Origin of the sequence: Nostoc sp. CALU 1950 (assembly GCF_051172895.1) — a bacterium.
Taxonomy (GTDB): Bacteria; Cyanobacteriota; Cyanobacteriia; order Cyanobacteriales; family Nostocaceae; genus Nostoc; species Nostoc edaphicum_A.
Window position 1 is genome coordinate 1 of sequence record NZ_JBDNJQ010000165.1, and the last position, 18,507, is coordinate 18,507.

Annotated in this window: 13 protein-coding genes; 5 read left to right on the forward strand and 8 right to left on the reverse strand. The window is 40.9% G+C overall.

The annotated features are described in order from the left end of the window. Window positions 1-311: 311 nt before the first annotated feature. Window positions 312-2,021, reverse strand: coding sequence for an alpha/beta hydrolase (locus ABF638_RS30710; RefSeq protein WP_435026649.1), 1,710 nt, complete (start codon window positions 2,019-2,021; stop codon window positions 312-314). A gap of 509 nt (window positions 2,022-2,530) precedes the next feature. Next, the gene (locus ABF638_RS30715) at window positions 2,531-3,454 is read right to left on the reverse strand and encodes a DMT family transporter (protein WP_435026650.1); all 924 of its coding nucleotides are present in this window, start codon (window positions 3,452-3,454) and stop codon (window positions 2,531-2,533) included. 283 nt (window positions 3,455-3,737) lie between these two features. Here ABF638_RS30715 and ABF638_RS30720 point away from each other — a divergent pair, with 283 nt between their 5' ends. Next, the gene (locus ABF638_RS30720) at window positions 3,738-5,840 is read left to right on the forward strand and encodes a cytochrome-c peroxidase (protein ID WP_435026651.1); all 2,103 of its coding nucleotides are present in this window, start codon (window positions 3,738-3,740) and stop codon (window positions 5,838-5,840) included. Between the two features lie 261 nt (window positions 5,841-6,101). Here ABF638_RS30720 and ABF638_RS30725 read toward each other — a convergent pair whose 3' ends face one another. Further along, a complete protein-coding gene (locus tag ABF638_RS30725; protein WP_435026652.1) occupies window positions 6,102-7,403 on the reverse strand; it encodes a serine hydrolase in 1,302 nt (433 codons plus the stop codon). Between the two features lie 730 nt (window positions 7,404-8,133). After that, complete coding sequence (locus ABF638_RS30730) at window positions 8,134-9,312, reverse strand: GNAT family N-acetyltransferase (RefSeq protein WP_435026653.1); 1,179 nt, start codon at window positions 9,310-9,312, stop codon at window positions 8,134-8,136. 162 nt (window positions 9,313-9,474) lie between these two features. Between ABF638_RS30730 and ABF638_RS30735 the strand changes: the two genes are divergently transcribed. Next, entirely contained in the window at window positions 9,475-9,726 is a 252-nt protein-coding gene (locus ABF638_RS30735) for a transposase (protein ID WP_435026654.1), read from the forward strand. A 211-nt stretch (window positions 9,727-9,937) separates the two neighbouring features. On the opposite strand, the gene ABF638_RS30740 is transcribed toward ABF638_RS30735, so the two are convergent. From ABF638_RS30740 to ABF638_RS30755, 4 genes are all read right to left on the reverse strand, one after another. Continuing rightward, a complete protein-coding gene (locus tag ABF638_RS30740) occupies window positions 9,938-10,672 on the reverse strand; it encodes a glutathione peroxidase (protein WP_435026655.1) in 735 nt (244 codons plus the stop codon). A gap of 77 nt (window positions 10,673-10,749) precedes the next feature. Next, window positions 10,750-11,679 carry an alpha/beta fold hydrolase gene (locus ABF638_RS30745; protein WP_435026656.1) on the reverse strand — a complete coding sequence of 310 codons (930 nt, stop codon included), beginning with the start codon at window positions 11,677-11,679 and terminating at the stop codon, window positions 10,750-10,752. Between the two features lie 22 nt (window positions 11,680-11,701). Then, window positions 11,702-12,526, reverse strand: coding sequence for an SDR family oxidoreductase (locus ABF638_RS30750; protein ID WP_435026657.1), 825 nt, complete (start codon window positions 12,524-12,526; stop codon window positions 11,702-11,704). Window positions 12,527-12,672: 146 nt separating this feature from the next. Further along, window positions 12,673-13,158, reverse strand: a complete 486-nt coding sequence (locus ABF638_RS30755; RefSeq protein ID WP_435026659.1) for a glutathione peroxidase — start codon at window positions 13,156-13,158, stop codon at window positions 12,673-12,675. Between the two features lie 854 nt (window positions 13,159-14,012). Between ABF638_RS30755 and ABF638_RS30760 the strand changes: the two genes are divergently transcribed. The 3 genes from ABF638_RS30760 to ABF638_RS30770 all read left to right on the forward strand — a co-directional run bounded on the left by ABF638_RS30760 (window position 14,013) and on the right by ABF638_RS30770 (window position 18,355). Then, complete coding sequence (locus ABF638_RS30760) at window positions 14,013-15,485, forward strand: ammonium transporter (protein WP_435026661.1); 1,473 nt, start codon at window positions 14,013-14,015, stop codon at window positions 15,483-15,485. Between the two features lie 448 nt (window positions 15,486-15,933). Then, window positions 15,934-17,490 (forward strand): ammonium transporter, encoded by a 1,557-nt coding sequence (locus ABF638_RS30765; protein ID WP_435026663.1) that lies wholly within the window; start codon window positions 15,934-15,936, stop codon window positions 17,488-17,490. A gap of 433 nt (window positions 17,491-17,923) precedes the next feature. Continuing rightward, a complete protein-coding gene (locus ABF638_RS30770) occupies window positions 17,924-18,355 on the forward strand; it encodes a DUF2141 domain-containing protein (protein ID WP_435026664.1) in 432 nt (143 codons plus the stop codon). Window positions 18,356-18,507: the final 152 nt, after the last annotated feature.

Genomic DNA, 18,507 nt, shown 5'->3' on the forward strand with positions numbered 1-18,507 from the left:
AGACGCGATAAATCGCCGTCTCTACAAGTGTTTTGGTCTTATATGAACTGTATTGTAATAAAACCCTAAAAAAACTATTTTGGTGAGTCCATACCATGATTAATTTGTATAGTACGTAAGTCCTAGCTCAATACTTGTCAGGTTTTGGGGAAAAGGGAAAGAAAAAACCTTTAACCTTTTCCCCAAACCAAATTCTGAGTTAAAAATGCAAAATCCGAGCAGTATTGAGTCCTAGTTAATTGGTTTTCAAATAAAAATCATCACATGGAGCAATGTAACGCCAATATCCAACATCCAAAATCCGAAACTGACTATGGTGTTGGGGAGTTTTTTTTTGCGGGTTTGGCTCCTTTGATATCCAGTAATTGTGCCAATTCGGTTGTACTTAATGACTTGACGAGACTCAACCCAAGCGATTTACTCGAAATACTTTGAGCGTAGCCTGCATTCAGATAAGGGATGTATTGTGACCTTCCTGCAATGTATGTTTGGAAGAAAGGTAAACTCAAAACATTCATGTAACGACGCGCTTGGGAAGCATCACCAATCATATCGGCAGGTAATGCTACTTGTTGATTTGCAGGGTTTCCATTGCCAATGGTGGAAAAGTGAGTACCACCTTCAAGCATGACGAGATACTTTTGCGAATTCGCCAACCAGGAGAAAGGTAAAATTTGCTCGGATAAAGCTGGTGCAACTGTATCATCACTACTGCTGACAATCATCACTGGAGTTTGGATGTGACTTAAGCCAGCTTTGCCGAAAATAGAACTAGTAATGGGATTAACTGCGATCGCAGCTTTCACTCTCTCATCCCGCAGGTTATAATCCTTGCCAGACTTGCTGATGCTCAATTCCAAAGCCCGACACTGAAGCAGTAAAGACATATTCCAGGTATTTTGCAGTGCTGCTGGTTGACAGTCTTGTTTTAGCTGCTTGAAGTTGATTTTAGCGCCTGCTAGAGCCAAGGCTGTGTAGCCTCCCAAAGATTGACCAAGTACTCCAACTTGTTGCAGATTTAACCGACCTTTAAACCGTGAATCAGATTGATTACCTTTTTCCAATTGATTCAGTATATATGTTACGTCCATTGGTCGGTCTTGAAATTCACTCGCTTCTGCTACTTCAATGGCGCGTCCATTTAACAGCGAACGCAATTGTTTAGTATCACTACCAGGATGATTGGGAACGGCAACGGCAAATCCGTAGGAAGCTAGATGAGTGGCTAAATATTGAAAGTTACTGCTGTCTAAACCCAAGCCGTGAGAAATTACAATTATGGGTGCAACATTCTGGACATTGGGAATGTAAACATCAGTTAATAGAAGCCGATTGCGTGTTGAGTCGAAAAACTTCAGAGTGTATTTTTGCGACTTCAACTTTCCCGGAACCTTTAAATCAGGTAATTGCGAGAAATTTGGTTGTGAAATGGTATCAGCTTCTATTTTGGACTTTTGGGAAACTGCTGCGATCGCAAGATGGGTTTGGTTAACAAGTCTCTCCAATTCTGTAGCTATTTCCAGAGTCTCGGCGACATCAAGACGAATGCTGCTGCTGGGATATTTACGCAACACATTCAAAAGTGTCAAGCCTCCCGATTCAGCAGAGGCTAAAATTAGCGCCGAACGCAAAGCACCAAATCCTGGTTCTGGCTGATTGGTTTTAATGACTTGCGCCAACCGATGCAGTAAAAATTCTCCTTGTGGAGTGTAGAGAAGTTGTGAAACTACTACCGGACTAACTTTCACACGATTGAGTAAAATCCGCCGCAATTCTTGAAGCTGTTGTAGAGGCAGATATTGCTGATATCCTGCCAAGTCTTCGTTAATTACGCCTGTTTTGGCGTAGTTTTCTAAAGTCGTGACTGAAATGGAAAGCTCTAAAGCTGAATAAGATGCATAAATCCGCTCTGCTGCCAAGACAGAATTGCTAATTCCAAACGTTGGCAGCACCATTGAAAGAACCAGCAATAGAGAATTTTTTCTTAGGGTGCTGGCCCAATTACCAAACAAACTATTCATCGCTCAACTTTTTCGGTGGTCTGGTTTTATCAGGTGTTGGCTTTGGTAGTTATTCGGGCGCCCTGCTTGGTTTACTTAAAGTTCTTAGCCTCAATTTTATCAGAACAGAATTTAGGAGTCAGGAGTGATAATTCAGGATGAATTATGTATGACTTGCGAATGTAGCTTGCTTAAGATAATGGGTATAAATGGGTTTCAAATCCCTACCAAAACTAGTATCTGGTAGTAAACAAAAAAGTAGTGATTCCCAATGTCTAGTAATAGATTCTGACTCCTAAATTCTGATTTCTGAATTATTCTTCAATAATTTTTTCGGCTATCAGGTCAACAATTAAATACTACAGAGTCACAGAGATGGGTAAAGTATCCAGATGACTTCAGTAGTTTGCCTTCACTATTAAATCATAACAAATAAAAAATAGTCTGCCTCAGTATTTATGTTGTAGCTTTGAATCTTGCACGAATTTACTAGATGGAAAACCCAGTAAGAATCCGGAAAAATATTCTGATTAATCAGCTTTTCCCAAGGCGATCGCTACTGAACCTGTGACTACTAAACCCGCTCCTAAGATGGCGATGAAAGTGAAGTGTTCTGATGGTATCCAAGAAGGTGCAATAACTGATACAACTGCGACTAATATTAATGTCACAATGGGAGCTAAAGCTATTACCGCACTTACTCGTGATGCTTCCCAATGTTCTAATGATTCGGCAAATGCACCGTAAGCAATTAAAGTGTTCAACGCACAAAAAATCAACATCCCTAAATGGAAGCTATTAAGTATAAAAAGTGATTTTACTCTGGCTAGAGGAGTGAATAATAAAGCACATCCACCATAAATAATCAACATGATACTAGGAGAAGATAAAGATTGTAATAACTGCTTTTGTGCCAAAGCATAAATAGCCCATGCTACTGCTCCTAACGCAATCAAAACGCTACCTAGTATGTATGTGCTTTGGGCCGTAATTAAATTTGTTAGTTGTTCACGAAAGAATAAAAGATAACCACAAATCATTACACTTACACCAATCCATTGATACAGCCGATAACGTTCTTTAAAAATCACTAACCCTCCTAAACCTAATAAAAGGGTAGATAATTGAATGAGAACTTCAGCATTAGCAGGCGATGTTAGTGCTAAACCTTGCATGAACAGAAAGTAATTAATCCCTAAGAAAAGTGTAGCGATCGCTAATAATTTCCAAGAAGCAGAGCGTAGTTGTTCTAACTTTGGTAATTTACCGCGTATTCCTAAATACAAAGCAAGTAGTATAAATGATGCCAAAAAGCGAAACCAAATAACGGTATAGACATCAAGTGCTTGCAGAGTTATCGTCAAAGCAATAGGTAAAATTCCCCACAATAAAACCGTCAATAGCGATAAAGCTAGCCCTAAGCGCCAGCGTCCAGAACTTTGATGTAGTGACATTCAAATATCCTACTGAAAGTAGGGCTGACAATAAATTAAAACGTATCTAATTTGCATATCTAGATTTTACAAGTTCTTATTGAGAAACTATCTTAATAGTTTGGTTCATATAAATTCAACATAGAACAACTTATCTACTCTACCCAATTTATTTTGAGCCAGTAGATGGCGTTTTTTATTTACATAAAATTAGTAAATTGCGTAATTACTTTACATGAATATTAAATTTTGGACTTCCACGTAAGTGTATGATTTATTTCGGCGTCACTTTAGTATAAAAATTATGGGGTTTATACCCATCATAATCTTAGTAGTCTTTATTACAAGCTTATCAATTTACTTCCTGCTGGCCTCCAAAGGTCGATTTTTGCTCAAATCTGTGGTGACAAAAATCAAGCGCCAAGAGTGGAGATTCGGATATAGCAAGCTTAAATACTTGAGATCAAGATTTTTAAAGACTACAACAATTGCTGTCCTTATTATGGCAGCAGTAATCGCTGGAAATACTGTATCGGCCCAGGTTACGGGGTCGCCTCCAGTTTCGCTCAAGAGCGTATCGGTTCCAGAACCTGACAATCTTGGAGACTTTGTAAAAGACAAAGTAGCTGCAATCAAGTTAGGAAAGACTCTTTTTTGGGATATGCAGGTTGGAAGTGATGGACAGACCTCCTGTGCTAGTTGTCACTTCCATGCTGGAGCCGACAATAGATCCAAAAATCAGATCGCTCCTGGGCTTTTGCGGATCAACTCTGATGGTACAGAAAATCCAGATACAGTTTTTAATGTAGGCGGCCTACCAAACTACCAACTCAAACCAGAAGATTTTCCCTTCCACAGTGACATTAATGATGTCAGTTCCTCTCAGGGGGTTTTCAATACAAAGTTTGTGGATGTCACACCTGGTAATGCAGAAGACCAGGTGAAAAATGAGCCAGATCAGGTTTTTAACGTGGGAGGCATAAATGTGCGCCGCGTTGAACCGCGTAACACACCAACTGTAATTAATGCAGTATTCAACTTCCGCAACTTCTGGGATGGAAGGGCACAGGATATCTTTAATGGAGTGAATCCCTTCGGTTTGAGAGATCCTAACGCCTCTGTTGTCAAAGCAGAAAACCCCAATCAACTCAAATTTGTCAAAGTTAGCCTGAATAATTCGTCTTTGGCTTCCCAAGCGGTTGGCCCGCCACTCAGTTCCTTTGAGTCGTCGGCTGATGGTCGCACCTTTGAAGAAATTGGTGATAAGTTCGGGCGAATTGACAGAAAATCTCGTAGTGCTAGTAAGGGTAAAAAGCTTCCCCGAAAACTGGCGAAAAAGTTATCTCGCCTCAGACCGCTAGGCAAACAGGTTGTGCATCCACAAGACAGCGTTTTAGGTGCAGACAGTAGATGGCCTAAACCTGGACTGAAAGATAAAACTTACGATCAACTGGTTAAAGATGCCTTCAAGCCGGAGTGGTGGAAGTCTAATCAACTCATCCAAGTTGATGCTGAAGGTAGACGGAGTTTTGTCAAAAAACCTGATAACTCTTCCGAAACCGATGAGTACACGCTATCGGAGTATAACTTCTCGTTATTCTTCGGGCTGGCAGTTCAGTTGTACGAGTCTACACTTATTTCCGACAATACACCCTACGATCGCTTCTTGGAAGGAAACACCACCGCCCTCACCGAGCAGCAGCAACGAGGGAAACAACTCTTCGAGGGTAAAGCTCGGTGCATCGGTTGTCACGGTGGACTAGAACTTACCAACGCCTCGGTGAGCAATATAAAGAAGCAACGACTGGGAACCATAAACATTCCTAATCTCAGAATTGTCTTTGACAATGGCTTCTTCAATCTTGGTGTTAGACGTACCCTAGAAGACACTGGTGTTGGTGGTCAAGACCCATTTGGCAACCCGCTTTCAGAGTCGCGAGTTGCTGCTTTGGATAAATTTCCATTACTTCTCGGTTCAAACCCCAATATTACAGTTAGCCCCAATGACAGAATAGTTGCAGATGGAAGCTTTAAGACTCCCGGATTACGCAACATAGAACTAACCGCCCCTTACTTTCACAATGGTGGTTATTTGACTCTGCCGCAAGTGATGGATTTCTATAATCGTGGTGGAGATTTCCGCCCGCAAAGCGCCCTCGCCCCGTTGGGACTAAGCCAAACTGAACAAGATGACTTGGTAGCCTTCATGAAAGGACTCACCGATGAGCGAGTTCGTTATGACAAAGCGCCCTTTGATCATCCGCAATTGTTCATTCCCAATGGACATCCAGGGGGTAACTCTACGTCCGTTATTAATGATGGTACTGGCAAAGCCACAGATAGCCTACTGGAAATTCCTCCTGTTGGTAGAAATGGTGGTAGTGGTACGCCAAATTTCTTAAGTTAAGTAGCAAGTTAACTCAGGTGGGGGAAATGAGGGAGAGATTTATCTAGAAAGGCAGAGGGCAGAAGGCAGGAGGCAGAAGGAATACTATTTTCTGCCCTCTGCCCGTGACCAAAAGGAACAAGGGTTTAAGACCCCCACCAAATTGAAAATTTGGTGGCCCCAATTAAGTATGGTATTGAATCCCCTTCTAAATTGAACCTTCTGCCCTCTGCCTCCTGCCTTCTGCCTTCTTCAATCAATAATTCTCCCTCGTCCCCATTACTAAGGAGTGCGATCGCTAGAGTTCGATTCTATATTGCTAACTCTGGTTTGGCTTAGGTAATTGTAGACTCTGCGAGAAACTTCACGGACAAAATCTCCAGCTCTGCGATCGTGGTTTGGTCTTTGCACCAAAATACCTGCTAAATAGCTTTTACCATTGGGCATTTCAATAATACCCGCATCACCAATAATAAATCTCAATGTGCCAGTTTTGTGGGCAATGGTAGCTCCTTTACCAATACCAGCCGGTAGCAAACTATTAGTTTTGACACGGCGCATAATCCCTAAAACTTGATTGCGGCTCTTTGGAGATAGCAAACGATTATTAGAAACTAACGCCGCCAATCTGACTAAATCTTTGGAACTGGTTGTATTTTTGCCAGGAATATCTGGAAGTAAATTCTGCATTGCTGTATTTTGCAATCCCCAGCCACGAAAACGTTGGTTAACTTTTGCTGTACCACCCAAACGATCAAGAACCATATTTGTGGCGGTATTATCGCTAATGGTCATCATCAAGGTAGCAGTTTGGAGGACACTAAATTTAGTTCCAACGGGTTTGTATTTCATAGTTCCGGCTTCACCAACCCTTAAATCGCGCCGCATCACTAATTTATCTGTTAATTTAATTCTACCAGCGTCTATTTCTTGGAAAAGAGCTACTAATAAGGGAAATTTGATTGTACTGGCAGCCGCAAATCTTTTTTCGCCATTAATATCTATATAGTTACCTGTATCTAAATCTAAGAAAAATATTCCAGGGTTTAATGATTTATAAGTTGCTAACAATGCGCGAATTTGAGAACTGATGCCCTGCATTTCTTGACCAAGGTTTACAACTCCCGCAAATGTTGAAGCATCTGTGGAATTAATGGCAATATCTTGTCTATTTTCCCCAGAAATGTTATTGCTTTGCCGGTCAAATGAGTTAAATTTTACAATCCAATGAGAACGAGAATCTCCCTTGATGGATAGATTACGGGAATCAATATGATAACCTGGAGCTAATTCTACGACAAAACGAGTCGTTTTACTATCTAGTTTTCCGATCCGAATTTCTTTGACTGCATTACCAAAAGCTTTTTTAACACTATCTGAATTAAAACTAGTTCCAGGTAAGTCAATTACCAATCGATTAGGATTATCTAATAAAAAGGCTTTTGGTTGAATTCCAGAAGTTGTAGTTAGGTGTAATTGATTTTGCTTAGAATCAAAGTACCAAGACTGTAATCGTGAAGCTTTAGCTTGTCCTGCAAATAGAAGCAAACTGCTTAAACCGATCGCAAGTAAATGTGATTTCATTTTGTGATTGTAGGTATGCAACTATGTAGCAACTAATCAACTTTACCTTAGATTGTTTTCTGCTGATCATACTGAAATTCCGGACAAAAAGCATAAATCCCATTGACTTATTTTTTTTGATGATAAATAAGTAGAGAAAATCCAATTTTGTGGCTCGTAGTTTGCGCTATTTTCGCTCAAACGCAAACTACAAACCTTAATCAATACTTGTCGGTTAAGGGGGAAAGGGAAATTAAAAACCTTTAACCCTTACCCTTTAACCCTTACCCAAAACCAAACTTTGGGTTCAAAATGCTTAACCGAGTAGTATTGAAACCTTAATTGATTCACCTATACTTACTTATCTAAGATCAGGTAGTCATGATTTATCAAAAAAAATCGCTGGTATCCTTCTTTATGATGTGAATTGACAACAGAAATTGCTAATCTAGCCGAAGGACGAACTAATGATTAATTATGTTTCCAACTTATGTTTTTTTGATTGGGGAGCGTTGGGGATGTGAGGTAAAAGGGACTGGGGATTAGGGATTGGGGACTGGGTGTAAAATCGAAAAATTATGGTGCTTGCTCTTACCCACCAACTTTTATGTATGGTGGGGGACTCCGACGCTCGATTACTCGCTAACGCTACGCTATCGCCGCAACCAGTTGAGCCAAAACTTGAGGCACAACAGTTTAATCGCTTCCCCATTACCCTTATCTCCAGAGGGGCCCACTTTCCCCACTCCTTTTAAAAGAAATCAGCCATCCAAGGCGAGGCACCTGCAAATATTTGCGTAGCTGCTAAGATAGCCTTTTCTGTCCCATCAAGTTTTCCCACTTGTTGCAAATGGTAGGGAGTGAACAAACTTGTATACAATGGTGCCAATTCGCGGATATTTAGCTGTAACTCGCCCTTTCCGCCTTTTGTGACTTCGCCACGTCCGTTGGCGACAGAAAGAATGAATTTACCATTGTTTGCAGGTAGCAAATTATCTTGAATTTCTAGGTGCAGTTCAGCTTGGATTTCCGATGGATAACCCCGTGCTTCCAGCGCCTTGACTACATCTATTACCCGAAACAGCCAACGACTCTCACGCCATATTTTGGCAGTTTGCTCTGGTAGTAGCAATGTCAGCGAATCAATTGCAGAACTCTTCCATCGCACCTGGTGAATTTGGGAGCGATGATTTGCCAGAAAAGACCAGAAAGTTTGTGCAGCATCAACTGTGCGAAGTACCCAATCTTTTACCCAAAGGATTTCACCGTCTTCTGTTCGCTCTTGAGTGAAGATGATATAGCCTTGGGGTTGCTCTTTAGTACCAATAAAATAGGCATAGACTGTTTCTTTCTCATCTGGTTGGATTATTCGCTGCCAAATTGCTGGATGTCGGTCTAAATATCCATGCGTTAGTCTCGCTTGCTGCTGATATAGTTCATGAAAGACTTCATGATGGATGCTCACTACTGGTTCTAAAGGCAGGGGTTGCTCCCGCACTTGGATATTCCTGGTAGAAATTTCCCAAATACACCAGCTACCTCCCTGCTCATACCCTACTTTTCGGTACAAAGTTTGAACAGCTGGATAAAGAGCGGAAATTGCTACGCCCCTAGCATAAAGTTCTTTGAGCATGTGCTGCATGAGAGCGATCGCAGCTCCCGAACCACGATACTCTGGAGCAATGCCTACTACGGCAATTCCTGTCATTGGTACACGCACACCACCCCACCACTGACCCATATCCAGAGTTGCCAATCCACCAACTACTTGCTCCCATCCCCGAATAATGCGGAAATTTTCTACCCCAATCAGGTTGATATAAGCTTCTTCACCACCAAGTCCGCTGATAAAACACTGCTCAAGGATAGTCTCAAGCTGCTTAATATCCTGTGGATTAGCAAGAGTGCTGTATTCAAATTGAGCCGTCATTTTCTATACCATTATTAGTACAAAATCACAATCATACTACAGCAGTCGTTACCCCAATGGTTCACCAACTAGTACAATAGGGCGTAAATAAGGTTAGGGTATAAATAATGTAGATAACTGGATTACTTATGCCTTGCCAAGCGCTAACAATTACCTTGAGTGATGCAAACCCGCGCTCAGTTTCTTGCCAATCCCAAACGCAAAATTGTTTTCCACTTTACTCCAAAGCACTGTTCATGGCTCAATCAAGTTGAAATTTGGTTTAGCATTTTGACACGCAAACTTTTACGAAGAGGTAGTTTTTCTTCTCAGATGGATCTCAAACAACAGATATTGAATTTCATTGACTATTTCAACCAAAAATTGGCTCGTCCCTTCCAATGGACTTTTAAGGGTAAGCTTTTGGCCGCATAAGCCCTATCTAAATTTACGCCGTATTGTACTAGGCAAAAATACATCTATTCATCTGAAGATTTATTAATTACTGACTTTTGAGAAATAAAATCCCCGACTTATTTGAGAAGTCGGGGATTTTATTTCAATTCTTACAAATCAGGCTGCGGTCAAAATACTATGACTTCATCTGAAGTTGATATAGCTGACGGCTGTGTGCGCCCACTGAAACCTATTTGGCAGCAAAGTAGGCTTCTAGTGCTTCAGAACCACCAATTAATTTACCATCGATAAAGACTTGGGGAACTGTTGTCGCACCTGTAACTGCTCGTAAAGACCGTGTAGTGATATCCTTACCCAAGGTAATTTCTTCGTAGTTAATGCCATGTTCCTTGAGCATTGCCTTCGCACTAGCACAGAAGGGACAACCTACTTTCGCAAACAAGGAAACTATTTCCGGCTTCACTGCTTGGGGGTTGAGATATCTGAGCATTGTTTCAGCATCGGACACCTTAAAGGGATCTCCTGGCTCATCTGGCTCAATAAACATTTGGTTAATTACACCATCTTTCACCAGCATCGAGTAGCGCCACGATCGCTTCCCAAACCCCAGGTCTGATTTATCTACCAGCATACCCATGCCTTCAGTAAATTCACCATTACCATCAGGGATTAGTGTGATATTTTCTGCTTCTTGATCCTTTGCCCACTCGTTCATCACAAAGGCATCATTGACAGAAATACAGATAATGTCATCGACACCATTTTCTTTGAAAACCCCAGCCAACTCGTTATAGCCAGGGAGATGAGTTGATGAACAAGTCGGAGTATAAGCACCTGGTAAAGAGAAGACAACCACTGTCTTATCAGCAAACAATTCATCGGTTGTCACATCTACCCACTGGTTGTCCAGGCGAGTATGAAAAGTGACTTTGGGAACTCTTTGTCCTCGGCGATTGGGGAACATAATTTTGCTTGCCTTTAGTAATCAATTCCAGTCATAACCTATCATGGGAGAACTGGTATCATCTAACTATCAATTAGCTAAGAAACTTCATTAATAAAGGTCGCGATCGCAGCTACAAATTCCGCAGTTGATTCATAGGGTAAAACATTCCGCCCATTTATTTTTATACCTCGACCTTGAGGCAAACAAGCGAGGTAGTGAGCCAAGCGTTCATCTGGCTTTTCTTTTTTATTGTCTTGGCTAATACTCGATGCAGTTTCTCCCATAACCGCTAATGTTGGTTGCCCAATAGAGGCGATAAAACTAGTATAATCCTGTCGCCAAAATCCTGCTAAAAAAGAAAATACTGCATGGCGACTAGCAAGGTTTTCTGCACCTGCAATCAATGTATTCAACCACTCTGCATCCACAGCATTCTCAGAAGCAAAGAGTTGACGAGTTGAAAAAGAACGCAAAAATGTTTGGGTGCGTGCATAGCGATAAAAAGCACTCCCAAAAGGCGAATCTAACACATTCCAAAGGAATTTTTCCTGCCATTCTGGTGGTTTATTTGTCATCAAATCCCACGCTGGCGGCCCAGAAAGTACCAGTCCGGCAATTAAATTTGATTCCTTTTCGACTAATTGGATAGCAACTGGTAATAAAGCACCTTGTACTACTACAATGACAGGTCTTTGCACTACTGATTGTAAAAAGTACTGCAACTGTTCTGCCCAATCACTAGGAGTGTAAGCTACATGAGGCATATCACTTTCACCACATCCTAGTAAATCAGGATTGTAAATTGAATTACGCTGACCTCTATCATACCATTCGCCACAAAATCGCTGCCAAAATTGCCGCGACAATCCGACGCCAATCGGATGAATTAACAGTAAAGGAACGCCTTCAGATGTTGTATTAATTGGTTGATGAATTTCGTAGGCGCAACGATAATTCTGCCAACTGTAAAACTGGCTAGGAGATGCTGTCAAATTTGTTGTGTTCGCTACAGCAGATGGTTGCATAATTCCTAGTGGTTAATACTTCCTAAAAAATTATCTGTGGATGAATGAACTGGTATCCAGCCTCTTTGAGCTTTTCATTCGATACCCAAGCATTATATGGGCGGGTACTCTTGACAGAAGTATCCCATTTTACTTTGGGTAAATTATGTTTTTCAAATAAGCTATCTAACAATTCTCTGCTAGTGAGATGTGCATCATCTACTAGATTATAAATCCCTTGTAACCGACGTTGACGGGCAAATTCTATTGCACCAACAATATCATCTAGATGAATCCAATTTGTGGTATCTTCACCATTGCCAGGACGGACTGTATCAGAATATCTACTAAATATTTTCACGAGTTCTCTACCAGTCCCATAAATTCCTCCTAAGCGGAAGATACAAACACGGAGATTTTCGTTAGATGCTGATAGCAAAACTTCCTCTGTTTTCCGGAGAATTTGTGCATTTAAATTAGCCGGCGCAAGTGGCGTTTCTTCATCTACCCATACACCATTTCTGTCACCATAGACAGCATAACTCCCTGTGTATATTAATTGTTTTACACTTTGAATTTGCTGCAAGGATGAAACTAAAGTCTGGGCAGTTTGTAGATAAGTTTCTTCATAAACTTCTCCACCTTTTGCACCAACACTCAAAAGAACAACATCTTGATTGTGCAAAACTGATTTTAGACTATCTAAGTTATTCCCATAGGTAACTGCAACTTTTTGGGATACTGATTGTAATGTAGGGACACGCTCAGGGGAAGTTGTGGTTACACTAACAACAAAATTCATATTTTGATGCCAGTATTGAGCAACTTTATAACCAACATAACCACAACCAATGATTGCAACGTTCATGACAAATTAGACACAAATAAATTAAACTACTCATTGAGACAATATTCTCAATTAAAGAACTGGACGTCAATCAATTTAACAGTCCAGAACTAACAGTCAATAGTTAATAGTACAAAAATTTTTACCTAATGACTAATGACTAATGACTATTTTGCTAATTCTTTCTCAATTGCGGCAATTATCTCTGGTGAATTTGGCTGGACGCTACTATTAAATCGAGCTACTACTTCACCTTGTTTATTAACTAAAAATTTTTCAAAGTTCCAAGCAACAGTTCCTGTTGGCTCAATGGCTTTGGTAAGTCGTTCATAAAGTGGATGCTGCTGTGAGCCTTTGGCATGAACTTTATCGAATAGCTCAAAGCTAACGCCATATTTACTTGTGCAGAATTGCACAATTTCTTCATTGCTTCCTGGTTCTTGCGCTCCAAAATCGTTACAAGGGAATCCTAAAATACGTAATCCTGTTTCCCCATACTTCTGGTTCAACTTTTCTAACCCCTCATATTGAGAAGTATAACCGCAGTAGGAAGCCACATTCACAATTAAGAGTACCTTCCCGGTGTAGTCGTTTAATTGCTTATCTTCACCATTGATGGTCTTAACTGCAATGTCTGAAATTGTGTTGCTCATCTTGAATCTGATTTATAGGGAATATTGCCAAGTCTCCCATATTACAGGTACTCTAAACCCGGTTTGTTTAAGGAATTTAGGTTTGTTAAGCTTGTTACCCATACGATTCTATTTAACTCAGGCTATAAGGTTGTATGAGAGTTTCGATAGATGGTTCCCTTACTGATTGCTACTCGGTTAGGCGATGTCTAAGGATCAGCCAGGAGGCAGCGCGTCTCTACTCAACTGGTACACCCGATCAATTAAAATAGCGATCGCCTGTGATAACTCTTCTATAAATACCTCGACTAATGTTATCTCAGCATAGGTTATGGAAATCTGCGTTGCTTTTAATACAAACCTTTTCTTGCAGAGATGAATTAGGAGAATTATTGGTTTTCAACGCATCTTTAAAGTAACAAGTAATTAACTTTTTGTATAAAAAGTTAATTGTATGTATCATTGTCCGATGCTGATATCATAAAATACTTAGCCATAAAGGATATAGTCACTTGTTTTGTTCTATCAGCAGCTATCCTCCATAACAGAATTGAAAAAATGTACTCTGCGATACAGTTTTTTGGTTTAAGTAAATAGACAATCAATCAAATTTATCTGTTTAGGCATAAATTTACCAAAGTCAAACAAGAAGTAGTCTCATAGTTTCTGTGAATGAATGTTTATGTTTTTTTTATCAGAGTTTTTGATATTAGAAAAAGTTGGTTACCAGAAAAATAACTGACACAGACAATGAGATAATTATTGACCAAAGGTGTTGGCTAAAATCTTACTCGGTCAATCTAATGTAAGTTAATTTATTTTGCTAAGTCTATTACCAACATCAATTACCGCTTTTCCAGCAGGAAAAAGTAGCAATGAGTAAGTATATTCGACCCTGGCATCGCCTACTGGCGCTAGCGATCGCTTCAATAGTGTTCGCAGTTTTTGCCCCCACAATTGTAGAGGCGGTAGATCCTCCCACTGTTCAGTCTTTATCTGAAACTACAACGAAACTGCAAATTTCCATTGATACTATCTGGGTACTAATCACTGGATTTTTAGTATTTTTCATGCAAACCGGCTTTGCTATGTTAGAAGCAGGTTTAATCCGGCAAAAAGGTGTAGTTAACGTTTTACTAGAAAACTTCATTAATGCCGCTGTAACTATCTTAGTGTGGTGGGGAATCGGCTTTGGGATTGCCTTTGGTACAAGTGCTGGCGGGTTAGTTGGCATAGATAACTTTTTCCTCAGTCAGCTACCTGGTGCTGATGGTAGCTATACATTAGGTGCGCCAGGTTCTACAGCCGCCATCAATACCTATACTTTGTTCTTCTTCCAATTTGCCTTTGCTGCTACCGCCAGTACAATCACCACTGGTTCAATGGCTGGAAGAACCGACTTTATTGGCGACTTAATTTACAGCGGTATTATGGGGGCAATTAGTTACCCAATCATAGTTCACTGGGTTTGGAACTCCGGTGGTTGGTTAGCCAAATTGAGCTATCACGACTTTGCTGGTAGTTCTGTTGTCCACACCGTTGGTGGCTGGACAGCACTAGTAGGTGCTTATTTGCTTGGCTCCCGTCCTGGTCGTCCTGGTTGGGGAAGATTACCACCAGCACACAATTTAGGGTTAGCAACTCTCGGAACAATGATTCTATGGTTTGGCTGGTACGGGTTTAACCCTGGTTCAACCCTCAGCACTGGGAATCCAGGATTGATTGGTTTGGTCACAGTTAATACCACACTGTCCGCTGGAGCCGGAGCATTATCAGCGCTAATTTTTCAATATACCCGCACAGGTAAGTGGGATTTGGTTTATTCTCTTAATGGTTCCCTAGCAGGATTAGTGGCAATTACAGCTCCTTGCGCCTATGTTTTACCTTGGGCTTCGGTTTTGATTGGTTTAACGGGTGGCATTTTGGTTACTTTGGGAGTGGATTTGATTGAGTCACTTCACATTGATGATCCGGTGGGGGCATTTGCTGTACATGGGATTAATGGCATGATGGGTACTCTATCCGTTGGCTTTTTAGGTCAAGGAGAACTCACCCTCAACAAAAAAGCAGGGTTATTTTTAGGTGGTGGCTTTGATTTATTAGGTATACAACTTTTGGGCGTAGTAGCGATCGCAGTTTTCACCGTTGGCTTTAGCTTTTTGATGTTCGGTGGTCTAAAAGCACTGGGACACCTACGTGTCCATCCTGAAGGCGATCGCATTGGGATTGATTTCTATGAACATGGCGCGTCAGTATGGCCTGATGTTTATGTGATCGAGCAATTTATTGAAGAAGAAGACAAAAATAGTACTCAGACTCCTGGAATCAGCGCTCTTGATAGTGAATAGAGCGAACAATCATCCTTTTAGCTGAAAAACAGCTGTTGTAGGGTAGTGATCATGTATTTTTCACAGATTTATTTCCACTTACTACCGGAATTTTGATTTACATTATCAAGACAATTTTCGGCAATTTCCTCGCCAAAAATGCTTTTTAACAAAACAGCAATCTTGGCATCTGAATTCTTCTTCAAAATATTCAAGATTAAGTGAAGAAGACTTGACTATTTTAGAAATTACATCATAAATTTCTTACGAAGAACTACGAAAAATATTTACAGATGTGCCAATAGTTTCTTAAACTCCTATTAAGGTTATTTGAGTTTCTGGTTTTTAAACAAGTAGTCTAAAGGAAAAATATCAAAAACCACTGGATCTAACTTCGGACGCTAGGTTTTTCTGCTTAACCTGTCTTTTCCCTTTTTTAAGGATGGTTTAGAGGATGATGCTCAAATTCATGTACAAACAAAAATCGAAAACAAAAAATAGGTATTCGTCTGCAAGAAATTACGCTACTGACTCACAATCCAACGCCAAAGTCAAGCTATTTAATCGAGTGATGAAGCGGCTTTCTCCCAGTTGGCAAGCTTGTTTACCCATAGCTTGTCTAATTGTGTTGGGTTGGGGTTATGCCGCAGTTGCCCAAGCTCCAGCCGCAGGGCCAACGACAGCAGAACTCAAAGTTGCTCTTGATACTCTGTGGGTTGCGATCGCAGCCTTTTTAGTGTTCTTCATGAACGCTGGTTTTTGTATGTTAGAGACGGGCTTCTGTCGTCAGAAAAACGCTGTCAACGTTCTTTCCAAAAACTTGATTGTATTTGCTCTGTCCACCGTTGCCTTTTGGGCCATCGGTTTTGCCTTAATGTTCGGTGATGGCAACGACTTCATTGGATTGAATGGGTTTTTCTTAGGAGGAGCAGATAACAGTCCCGCCACAGGAGACACTTATAAAGGTATCTTCGGCGCTCTTAATTGGGCTGGTGTACCTTTAGCAGCCAAGTTTTTATTCCAGCTAGTGTTTGCTGGAACAGCAGCAACAATCGTTTCTGGTGCAGTAGCCGAACGGATTAAGTTTGCTGACTTCCTAATTTTCAGCCTCTTACTTGTAGGTATTGCCTATCCCATTACCGGACATTGGATTTGGGGTGGTGGTTGGCTAGCAGACAGAGGCTTTTGGGATTTTGCCGGTTCTACGGTGGTTCACTCTGTAGGTGGCTGGGCAGCTTTGATGGGAGCAGCATTTCTTGGTCCCCGTCTTGGTAAATATCAAGACAAGCAAGTTGTGGCACTGCCCGGTCACAACATGAGTATTGCTACCTTGGGCTGTTTGATCCTGTGGTTGGGCTGGTTTGGCTTCAACCCCGGTTCTGTAATGGCTGCCGATCCTGGTGCTATCAGTCACATTGCTCTAACCACTAACATGGCTGGTGCTGCCGGTGGAATTGCCGCCACCATTACAGCTTGGTTGTATTTAGGTAAACCAGACTTGTCAATGATTATCAATGGTATTTTGGCTGGCTTGGTTGGTATTACGGCATCTTGTGCTTACGTAAATATCCCTAGTTCTTTATTAATTGGCTTCATTGCTGGAATACTGGTAGTTTTCTCTGTAACCTTCTTTGACAAACTTGGCATTGATGACCCAGTGGGAGCTACCTCAGTTCACCTAGTTTGTGGTATCTGGGGAACTCTAGCAGTGGGTCTATGGTCTGTCGGCCCTGGTGTTTATTCCTGGTATGCACTTGGCCCAGAAAAAGGTTTATTTGCAGGTGGTGGCTTTGGACAGTTTGGTGTTCAGTTGCTAGGCGTTGTCTCAGTAGGTGGCTTCACTGTTTTACTCAGTAGTATTTTTTGGTTGGCACTGAAAGCTACTTTAGGTATCAGAGTATCTAAAGAAGAGGAATTAGAAGGTTTGGATATCGGTGAACACGGTATGGAAGCCTACAGTGGATTTCTCAAAGAAGGTGATCCAACTGGATTTTCTGAAGGACAAGGCTCAATTGGGAGATTGTAGGGTAAATATTTTTTGGTTTCCCATGTGAGCTACCAACACACTATTAGTAGATTGAACTGATTCCGCAACATTCTCTATCCAAGCGGAAAAAAGTAGGAGGTATAAAACCCCCTACTTTTCTAATTTTTTATCAAGCAAAATTCAGTTGGGTATTCTGACCGAAAAAGTGCTGCTTCGCATCAATAACGAGTATTTTCGAGTCGCGTCAAGATTGCTGAATCCTTTTAGCGGATAGCTAAGGTTTAGCCCATTCTGACTTCTGAATTCTATTTGATAATTTAGCGATCGCAGCCATCTATAGAAAAAATATGCCAGGATGCTTGCGATTATTGACCGAATAATGTAATCTCACGATGAGCCTGCGTGATCTGAATCAAAGTGAAAACTTATTTTACATTGTAGAAATTTTATGGTGAGAGGATTGAGAGGTAGGATGCTGCTATTGGCAGTTCTGGGAAATCTGGTATGGTCATTTGATGCCAAGGCAAATTTTAACGGCAAACTCACCGTGGAAATTGATGGCTTTAAGAATAAAGAAGGACAAATCTGTGCCAGTATATTTGCTAGCAGTGAAGGATTTCCTGGCGATCGCGATCGAGTCTTACAAAAGCAGTGTACGAAAATTACTGACACTCCCTTCCCCATTACCTTTGATAACTTGAAAGCAGGTAGGTACGCCGTTGCTGTCTTCCACGATCAAAATAATGACCGCACTCTCAATAGCAATCTTTTTGGTGTCCCAAGCGAAGGCTTTGGATTTTCCAGCAACCCAGAAATTCTGGCAAGAGCGCCCAAATTTAGCGAAGCAGCATTTTTAGTGGCAGGCCCGGATACCAATATCCAAATCCAGTTGAAATATTTTTAGAGCAGATTTAAACTTGGTGCACTTCCAGCACAAATGAGATTTTGGATTTTGGATTAAAAGAAAAATCTAAAATCTAAAATCTAAAATTGAATAGCTCTAGGACCAGCCCTTTCAAGGTGTCTGCTTTTAGGTATTATTTTTGGGATAGAATT